The following is an 8,900-nucleotide window of genomic DNA, read 5'->3' as shown; positions in this document are numbered from 1 at the left end:
AGGAAAGGAATAACAATGGATAAGCCCAAGCAGAAAGTTGAAGTGCCTACTATCAAGTGGGATGACTCTCGCATGAAGAGCACGTATGCCAACGTGTGCAATGTTTCCAGCACCCGTGAAGAAATTACGCTGCTGTTCGGCCTTAACCAGGCATGGAATGCACAGCAGAAAGAACTGTCAATCGAGCTGTCCGATCGCATCATCCTCAATCCGTTTGCGGCCAAGCGCATGGCGACGCTGCTGAACAACGTGCTGGCGCAGTATGAAGCCCGTTTTGGCGAGATTGGTGAAAGTGCTGCGACGCCGGCGGCGACGGCGCCGGCCGAAGATCCTCAGCCCAGCCACTGATACCCTGCCTTAATACGTTCAGCCATGCCCGGCCTCATTCGGGTATGGCTGATGAAGTCCTGTCTGCTTTTGGCTAAATCAAACATTCAATGCAAATAGAATCTGAAACTGCCCATGATGGATTGCGCCAGGCCTGGGTTCAATTCAGTGCGGCCGCGAGCTATGAAGAGTATTGCCAGCACTGGCTGGCGCTGCTGTGTACCCGCATCGGCAGTGTGACCATGGCGGCACTGGTACTGGACAGCGGCGAGGCCGGTTTTCAGCCCACGGCAATCTGGCCCGAAAAGTCGCAGCCGGATGCGGAGTTCACCGCGCTCATCGAAGAGGGTATCGATGAGGCCACCGGCCTGGTGCATTCCCTGGCGGGCGGTGGCTACGGCGTTGCCTTCCCGATTCGGGTCGATGACGAGCTGGCCGGTGTGGTGGCGCTTTCGCTGCGCGTTCCGAACCTCGTGCTGCCGGAAATCATGGAACAGGTACAGTGGGGCAGCGCCTGGATCGAGCTGCTGCTGCGCCGGCACCGCGGCCAGGAGAAAAACCTGCAGTTCGAGCGCCTGTCCGGTGCAGTCGACCTGCTGGGCGCCGTACTGGCGGAGTCGGGTTTCCACAGTGCCGCCATGACGTTCGTGAATGAACTGGCCACGGCCTACGGCTGTGACCGGGTCAGTTTCGGCCTCAGTAAAGGGGCTCAGATACAGATAACGGCCCTGTCACATAGCGCCCAGTTTGGCAAAAAGATGAACCTGATTCGCCGCCTGAGCGGTGTGATGGATGAAGCTGTTCTGCAGCGTGGCGTGATCAACTACCCAGGCAGTGACGATGACAGCACCCTGCTGGTTGAGCGCGAGCACATGCAGTTTTCCCTGTCTTACGGTAATGCGCGGCTGCTCACGGTGCCGCTGCATTCAGGCGAGGACTATTTCGGGGCGGTGACGCTGGAACGCGCCGCCGACCGGCCCTTCGTCCCGGACGAAGTGGACCGGATCCGCAGCATAGTGGCGCTATCCGGCGAGGCGCTGAAGAACAAGCACAGCCAGGACAAGACCTGGTATCAGCACCTGGGGTCCGCGTGCGGCACGCAAGTGAAGCGGCTGATTGGCAAAGGCTATCTGGGGCGCAAGCTCAGCCTGATCGTGCTGGCGGCGGTCGTGGCGTTTTTCAGTGTCGCCACCGGCTCCTATCGGGTGGCCGCCGACAGTGTGCTCGAAGGCTCGGTACGCCGTGCCATCGTGGCGCCCTTTGAGGGCTATCTGGAATCCGCCGATGTGAAGGCCGGTGAGCGGGTTGTCGCCGGCCAGGAAATGAGCCGGCTGGACGACCGCGACCTGACGCTCGAAAAGCTCGGCCACCTGAGTGAGCAGGCCAAGCTCCAGCGCCAGTACGAGGAAGCGGTTGCCAATCGGGACCGCTCCGAAGCCAAGGTGGTTCAGGCGCAGCTGGAGCAGAACCGGGCCGAGCTCGAACTGGTTGTCAGCAAGCTGTCGCGCACCCGGCTGCGCGCGCCGTTCGACGGTTTTGTGGTCAGCGGTGACTTGAGTCAGCGGCTTGGCAGTGCGGTAGAGCAGGGCGAACTGCTGTTCGAGGTCGCGCCGCTGGACAGCTACCGGGTGATTCTCTGGGTGGATGAACACCGCATGGCCGACATCACCGAATTGCAGGCTGGGCGTCTGGTGCTCAATTCCCTGCCGGAACACACCTTTGACTTTAGGGTGACACAGGTCACGCCGGTCACCGAGTCGCGCGATGGCGGCAATTTTTTCCGGGTGGAGGCTGAGCTGAGTGAGCCGGCACCGGAGCTGCGACCGGGCATGGAAGGCGTTGGCAAGATCGAGGTCAGCGAGCACAAACTCATCTGGATCTGGACGTACCCGCTGCAGCAGTGGATACGGCTTAAGCTCTGGGCGTGGTGGCCCTAAGTGGCAGAGTCACTTTTCAGCGCGTCCTGGCACCGGGTGGCGGACCTGAAACCCCGGTTGCGTTCGCACGTGGAGATCAACCGGCATGTCTACCGCGGTGATGTCTGGTACGTGGTACAGGACGATGCCACCGGCCGTTACCACCGTTTTACCCCCGAGGCCTATTGCCTGATCGGGCTGATGGATGGCCGGCGCACCCTTGATGATCTCTGGCACCGTGCCGGCGAGCAGCTGGGGGATGACATGCCATCGCAGGATGAGGTCATCCGGCTGCTGTCCCAGCTGTACCGGGTCGATGTGATCCAGTCGGATGTGATCCCCGACATTGGCGAATTGAGCGAACGCCGGCGCAAGGACAAGCAGAACCGCCTGCTGGCGATTTTCAAGTCGCCCTTGGCGGTGAAAATACCGCTGCTGGACCCCGAGCCGTTTCTGAACCGCACGGCCGGCCTGAGCCGCTGGCTGTTCAATCCTCTTACCGGGCTGTTGTGGCTTTTCTGCATTGGCTGGGCCCTGAGCCAGGCGGCCTACCACTGGCCCGAGCTGACCGAGAACCTGGCGGACCGGGTGCTGGCCGCCGAGAACCTGGTGCTGATCTGGCTGGCTTACCCGGTGGTCAAGCTGGTGCACGAGTTCGGGCATGCCTATGCGGTTAAGCGCTGGGGTGGCGAGGTGCATGAGATGGGTATCATGTTCCTCATTTTCATGCCCATCCCCTATGTCGACGCCTCGGCATCGGCGTCGTTTCGCAGCAAGCATCATCGCATGCTGGTGGCGGCGGCGGGCATTCTGGTGGAGGCCTCGATCGCGGCTCTGGCCATGTGGGTCTGGGTGAATGCAGAACCCGGTGTGGTGCGCAGCCTGGCGTTCAACACCCTGCTGATCGCCGGGGTATCCACGGTGTTGTTCAACGGCAACCCGCTGCTGCGCTTCGATGCCTACTATGTGCTGGGCGACTTTCTGGAGATTCCCAACCTGGGGGCCCGCAGCACGCGCCAGGTGACGTACCTGTGCAAACGTTATCTGCTGGGGCTGGCGGACGAAACCTCGCCGGCGTACAGCCGCAAGGAAGCCTGGTGGCTGTTTTGTTATGCGCTGTGCAGCTTTGTATACCGGGTATTCATCACGCTGACGATCGTGCTGTTTGTCGCCAGTGAGCTGTTTTTTATCGGCATATTGCTGGCGATACTGTCGCTTTACAATATGTTCGGCAAACCGATTGTGGGCATGATCAAGTATCTGACTATGGATAGAAGTGTATTGAACAAGAGAGGCCGGATTCTTGCTGTGACCGCCGGCCTTGCCACGCTGGTAGTTATGCTGCTGTTTGTCGTGCCGGTACCCAAAATGACCGTTGTCCACGGGGTTTTCTGGGCGCCGGAAGAGGCCCGGGTACAGACAGGCAGCACCGGTTTCCTGCAACAGATCAATGTGACCTCCGGCCAGAGTGTCGAGAGCGGGGAAGTACTCTTTGTCAGTGAAAATCAGCAGCTGGAGTCCGATACCCAAAAGTCAGCGGGGCGTCTGAAAGAGCTGATGGTGCTGTACAGTACCGCCATTGCCGACGAGCGGCGCAATGAGGCGGCGATCATGCTGGAGGAAATCGCTCAGGCCAGGGCGCAGCTGGCCCGTTATGTTGATGAACGCAAGGGTCTGACCGTATTGAGTGGCGAGTCGGGTATGTTTCAGTTGGCGCTGCCGGTCGATCCGCTGGGGCGGCTGATGCCAAGGGGTACGCTGCTGGGGTATATGCTGCAACCGGGGACTTACAGCATACGGGTTGCGGTGGGGCAGGATGACGTGGAGGCCATACGCAACGACATGCAGGCGGTCACGGTTCGCCTGGCCGAGCGTGTGGACAGGGAAATTCCCGCACATCTGGTGGATGAGGTGCCCAGTGCGCAGAAAATCCTGCCAAGTCCGGCACTGTCAGTGTCCGGCGGTGGACAGTTTGCGCTTGACCCCGGTAACCAGGATCAGCCCGAGGCATTTGAAACCGTATTTCTGTTTGATCTGGCGGTGAACGATCTGCCGATCCAGAAAATAGGCGAGCGGGTCTATGTGCGGTTTCAGCATACCCCGGAGCCGGTGGGTTATCGCCTGTATCGCAACGCGCGCCGAGTGCTGCTGCGAAAACTGGAGTTCTGAGTGAGTACAATCCGCAGCCATCCTCCGGCAGATTATCGGCACCGTCCCGAGCGCAAAAGCGTGCAGCGGGGGTGGCTCGATCGACTGTTCTACCGGCTGTGCGGCTTCTATGAGCACAGGGCCTGGCGTCTCAAACTGCGTCAGAAGCGATTTGTCCGCCGGGTAGCCGGCTTTGCGCCGTCGCTTGAGTCGGCAGACGACGAGGCGTTGATTATCCAGGCCCGGCTGCTCGGCGAAGGCTTGCGCCAGCAGGGCTTCATGGATGAGCCGGTGGCAGAGCTGTTCGCCATTATTCGCGAGCTGTCGGGGCGCATACTGGGGATGAAGCACTTTGACAGTCAGCTCATTGGCGGCTGGATTCTGCTGCAGGGACGGGTCGCCGAGATGAAAACCGGCGAAGGAAAGACGCTGACGGCGGTACTGCCGGTCATCACGGCTGCGCTGTCCGGCTTGCCGGTGCATGTGATCACCGTGAACGATTACCTCACCGAACGCGATGCCATGGCAATGCAGCCTTTGTATCAGCGCTTTGGCCTGACTCTTGGTCTTATCACGCACGAGCGGAGCCCGGCACAGCGACGTCAGGCCTATGGCTGTGACATCGTTTATGTGACCGGCAAGGAACTGGTGTTCGATTATCTGCGTGATCGCATGAAAATGCCCCAGACCCATCCGTTGCGGTTGCAGGTGGAATCGCTGAAAAGCACCCGGCTGGAAAGGCAGCTGCAGTTGCGCGGACTGCATTTTGCCCTGGTGGACGAGGTCGACAGCGTGTTGATCGATGAGTCCAGAACACCACTGATCATATCCGGCACGCAGGGCAATGAAGAGGAACAGCAGTTTATCGAGACCGGCTATGCGCTCTCGTTTGAGCTGTGCGAAGGTTCCGATTTCGAGCTGGACCGGGAGCGTCGGCAGATCGACCTGACCGAGCAGGGCTGCGAAACCCTGCGCCGGCTGAGTAAAGGACTCGGGCCGCTGTACCGGGGCTCTATTCGACGGGAAGAGATCGTTCACAAGGCATTGCTGGCGCGCTTTATCTACACGGCGGATGAAGACTACCTGGTGCGCGAAGGCAAGATAGAGCTGGTTGACCCCCTCAGCGGCCGGGTGATGGAGGGGCGCTCCTGGGAGCGCGGACTGCATCAGATGGTGGAGCTCAAGGAATCCTGCGAACTGACCCGCCAGCGGGTCACCCTGGCGAGAATCAGTTACCAGAACTTCTTTCGCCGCTACCTGCACCTGAGCGGCATGACCGGAACGGCCTGGGAAGTGCGCAGCGAACTGTGGAATGTGTATGGACTGGCGGTATCGCCGGTGCCTACGCACAAGCTGTCCCGGCGTGAAACGCTCCCGGCGCGGGTGTTCAGCACCGATCAGCAGCGCTGGCAGGCGGTGATCGAGCGTTGCCAGATACTGATCCGCGAGGGGCGCTCGGTACTGATTGGAACCGACTCCGTAGCCAGTTCCGAACGTGCCAGTGAGTATTTGCAGCAGGCCGCGATTGCGCATCGGGTACTCAGTGCCAAGCAGGACAAGGATGAGGCCCAGGTAGTGGCGCAGGCCGCCGAACCCGGCCGGGTGACGGTAGCCACTCACATGGCGGGGCGCGGAACCGACATCAAGCTTGCCCCGGCGGTAGAACAGGCCGGCGGGCTGCATGTGATTCTGACCGAGCATTACGAATCCGCCCGGGTCGACCGGCAGCTGGCCGGACGCTGCGGTCGGCTGGGGGATCCCGGCAGTTTTGAAATGATACTGACGCTGGAGAACCAGCCCGTCAGAACCCTTAAAGCCAAAAGTTTGCTGACAACCGCCCGGTCTCTGGGTCTGGAGTCAGCCGCGGGCCAGCGCATGGCATTGAATGCGTTGCGCACGGAACAGCAATTTACCGAGCGGCAAAACTACCTGGCCCGCCAGGTAACCCTTGAGTATGATCTTAAGCTCAATGAGCTGCTCGCTTTCTCGGGATCCACCGATTGATGACCAAGACCCTTGTATCTATTGCTCTGCTGGCCCTGGCCGGCAATACCCTGGCCGCAAACCTGGACGACGTCGAACGGCTGCTCTCGGCCCCGCTGGACGCCCCGCAGCAACAGGCGGCCGACGAGCAGAGCCTGGCCACCGACTGCCTGCTGACCCCCAGCGTCGATGCCCGCATCGCCAGCCCCGTGGTGGGCGTGCTGGATACGGTGAAGGTAGAACGTGGCGATCTGGTGAAAAAGGGCCAGGTGCTGTTCAGGCTGCGCGCCGATGTGGAAGAGGCCACGCTCAAGCTCAACCGCGCCCAGACCGAATACGGCAAGCGAACCATCACGCGCAATACCGAGCTCTATGAGCAGAATCTGATCTCCGAGCAGGAAAAGGACGAAATCGTCATTACCAACCGCCTGTACGGCTACGAGATGGGGCAGACCGAGGCGATGCTGGCGCAGAAAACCATCCGCAGTCCGTTTACCGGCGTGGTGGTGGATACCTTCCTGGACCCCGGCGAGTATGTGGGGGAGGAGCCGATCCTGCAGGTGGTCCAGCTGGATCCGCTGTATGTCGAGGTCGTGGTGCCGGCCGAGTATCTGGGCAAGATCAAGACCGGCGCCACCGCCCAGGTGACGCTGGCCAACCCGCTTAACAGCAGTCACCGGGCCCGGATCGAGATTGTCGACCGTGTACTGGATGCCGCCAGCAGTACCTTCGGCGTGCGCCTGCAGCTGGACAACCCGGACTACCTGCTGCCGGCCGGGCTCAAGTGCAGCGTCAACTTCGAGCTGGATCAGCTGGTCAGCAAATAGACGCGCTGCAATGTTGAATCCGTTTAGACCCGCGAGCTTTTAGCGGCGGTTTTCGCTCAGCAAATTGTTCAGGCGCTACAGTGCGAGCTTGAGCAGGTATCCTGCCCCGGCGCCATTGCGGGCCGGGACGGAGGTTTTCATCGGCAGGCGGTTGCCCGCGGTGGCCGTGGTGTCAGCGAATCGGCTGACCGACCTTGACCACTTTCAGCGTGTTGGTGCCGCCGTGCACGTTCATGTAATCGCCCTTGGTGATCAGCACCAGGTCACCGTCGGCGACCACGTTCAGTTCCTTGAGTGAATCCACCGCCTGCTGATTGATCTGGTCGTTGGATAACTCCGATACATCAAAGGCCAGCGGATTCACGCCGCGGTACAGGGCCACGCGGCGCAGCGTATCGCCGCTCGGTGCCAGTGCGAAGATGGGCAGCGACGAGCTCATGCGGGACATCAGCAGGGGGGTGGCGCCGGTGGCGGTCAGGCAGATCAGCGCCTTGACCCCGACCAGGTGATTGGCGGCGTACATCGCGGACAGGGCGATGGTTTCGTCAATATTGGTGAACTCCTCGTTGATGCGGTGCTTTGAGCTGTGCATGCTCGGGTGCTTTTCGGCACCGTTAATCACCCTTACCATGGCTTCGACCGTTTCCACCGGGTATTCGCCGGCGGCGGTTTCGGCCGACAGCATCACCGCATCGGTGCCATCAAACACCGCGTTGGCCACGTCCGAGACTTCGGCGCGGGTCGGCATCGGGCTGCTGATCATGGATTCCATCATCTGGGTGGCGGTGATGACGATCTTGTTGCCCCTGCGCGCATGCGCAATGATCTGTTTTTGTACGCCAATCAGTTCGGCATCACCGATTTCCACGCCCAGGTCGCCGCGCGCCACCATAACGCCGTTGGACGCAGCGATAATGCCCTTGAGCACCTCGAGGCTGCTGACGGCCTCGGCCCGTTCGATCTTGGCGATGATGCCGGCCTGGCTGCCGGTGGCTGCAAGCAGTTCACGGGCATAGCGAATATCGTCGCCGCTGCGGGGAAAGGAAACGGCCAGGTAATCCACGCCGATCTTGGCCGCCGACACTATATCGGCCTTGTCCTTGTCGGTCAGGGCGTCGGCAGAGAGCCCGCCGCCCTGGCGGTTGATTCCCTTGTTGTTGGACAGCGTTCCGCCGATCTGGACCCGGGTATGGATCTCGCGTCCCTGCACTCCAATGACTTCCAGTACCAGGCGGCCGTCGTCCAGCAGCAGAATATCGCCGGCACTGCAGTCATCCACCAGTTCCTTGTAGTCGATCCCCACCCGTTCCCGGTTGCCGGCGTCTTTGGCCAGGCCTGCATCAAGAATAAAATTGTCGCCTGTAGCGAGCGTGACGGGACCGATGGCAAAGCGGGAGATGCGAATCTTGGGGCCCTGCAGGTCACCCAGAATGGCCACATGGCGTCCCTGGGCGCGGGCGGCTTCACGCACCCGGTCGGCGCGCAGCTGATGCTCGTCGGGGCTGCCGTGGGAAAAGTTGAGCCGCACCACATCGACACCCGCCTTTACCAGGCGGGCGATCTGTTCCGGGGTTTCGCTGGATGGGCCTAGGGTTGCAACGATTTTGGTTCTTCGCATTAGAGCACCTGCGCTGTGGGATTCGACTGCAGCCATTATCGCCACAGTTGTGTGACAGGGCTTCGTTCATACGACAGAAAA

At 60.9% G+C, this 8,900-nt stretch carries 6 protein-coding genes; 5 read left to right on the top strand and 1 reads right to left on the bottom strand.

Features of this window, described 5'->3' with window-relative positions; translation table 11 throughout:
• Positions 1-15 precede the first annotated feature (15 nt).
• From F451_RS24810 to F451_RS0104500, 5 genes are all read left to right on the top strand, one after another.
• Positions 16-348 (top strand): DUF3467 domain-containing protein, encoded by a 333-nt coding sequence (locus tag F451_RS24810; RefSeq protein ID WP_020680159.1) that lies wholly within the window; start codon positions 16-18, stop codon positions 346-348.
• Between the two features lie 89 nt (positions 349-437).
• Positions 438-2,264, top strand: a complete 1,827-nt coding sequence (locus F451_RS0104515) for a GAF domain-containing protein (RefSeq protein WP_020680158.1) — start codon at positions 438-440, stop codon at positions 2,262-2,264.
• Positions 2,265-4,412, top strand: a complete 2,148-nt coding sequence (locus F451_RS0104510) for a site-2 protease family protein (protein ID WP_020680157.1) — start codon at positions 2,265-2,267, stop codon at positions 4,410-4,412.
• Positions 4,413-6,395, top strand: coding sequence for a preprotein translocase subunit SecA (locus F451_RS0104505; RefSeq protein WP_020680156.1), 1,983 nt, complete (start codon positions 4,413-4,415; stop codon positions 6,393-6,395).
• Positions 6,395-7,201: an efflux RND transporter periplasmic adaptor subunit gene (locus F451_RS0104500; protein WP_020680155.1), complete on the top strand. Its 807-nt coding sequence runs from the start codon at positions 6,395-6,397 to the stop codon at positions 7,199-7,201. Before F451_RS0104505 ends, F451_RS0104500 begins: the two co-directional genes overlap by 1 nt.
• A gap of 172 nt (positions 7,202-7,373) precedes the next feature.
• On the opposite strand, the gene pyk is transcribed toward F451_RS0104500, so the two are convergent.
• A complete protein-coding gene (pyk, locus tag F451_RS0104495) occupies positions 7,374-8,819 on the bottom strand; it encodes a pyruvate kinase (RefSeq protein WP_020680154.1) in 1,446 nt (481 codons plus the stop codon).
• Positions 8,820-8,900 lie beyond the last annotated feature (81 nt).

The organism is Marinobacterium rhizophilum DSM 18822, from assembly GCF_000378045.1.
Lineage (GTDB): Bacteria > Pseudomonadota > Gammaproteobacteria > Pseudomonadales > Balneatricaceae > Marinobacterium_A > Marinobacterium_A rhizophilum.
Note: the sequence above shows the minus strand (reverse complement) of the source record. Positions and strands in the feature narration are given on the sequence as shown.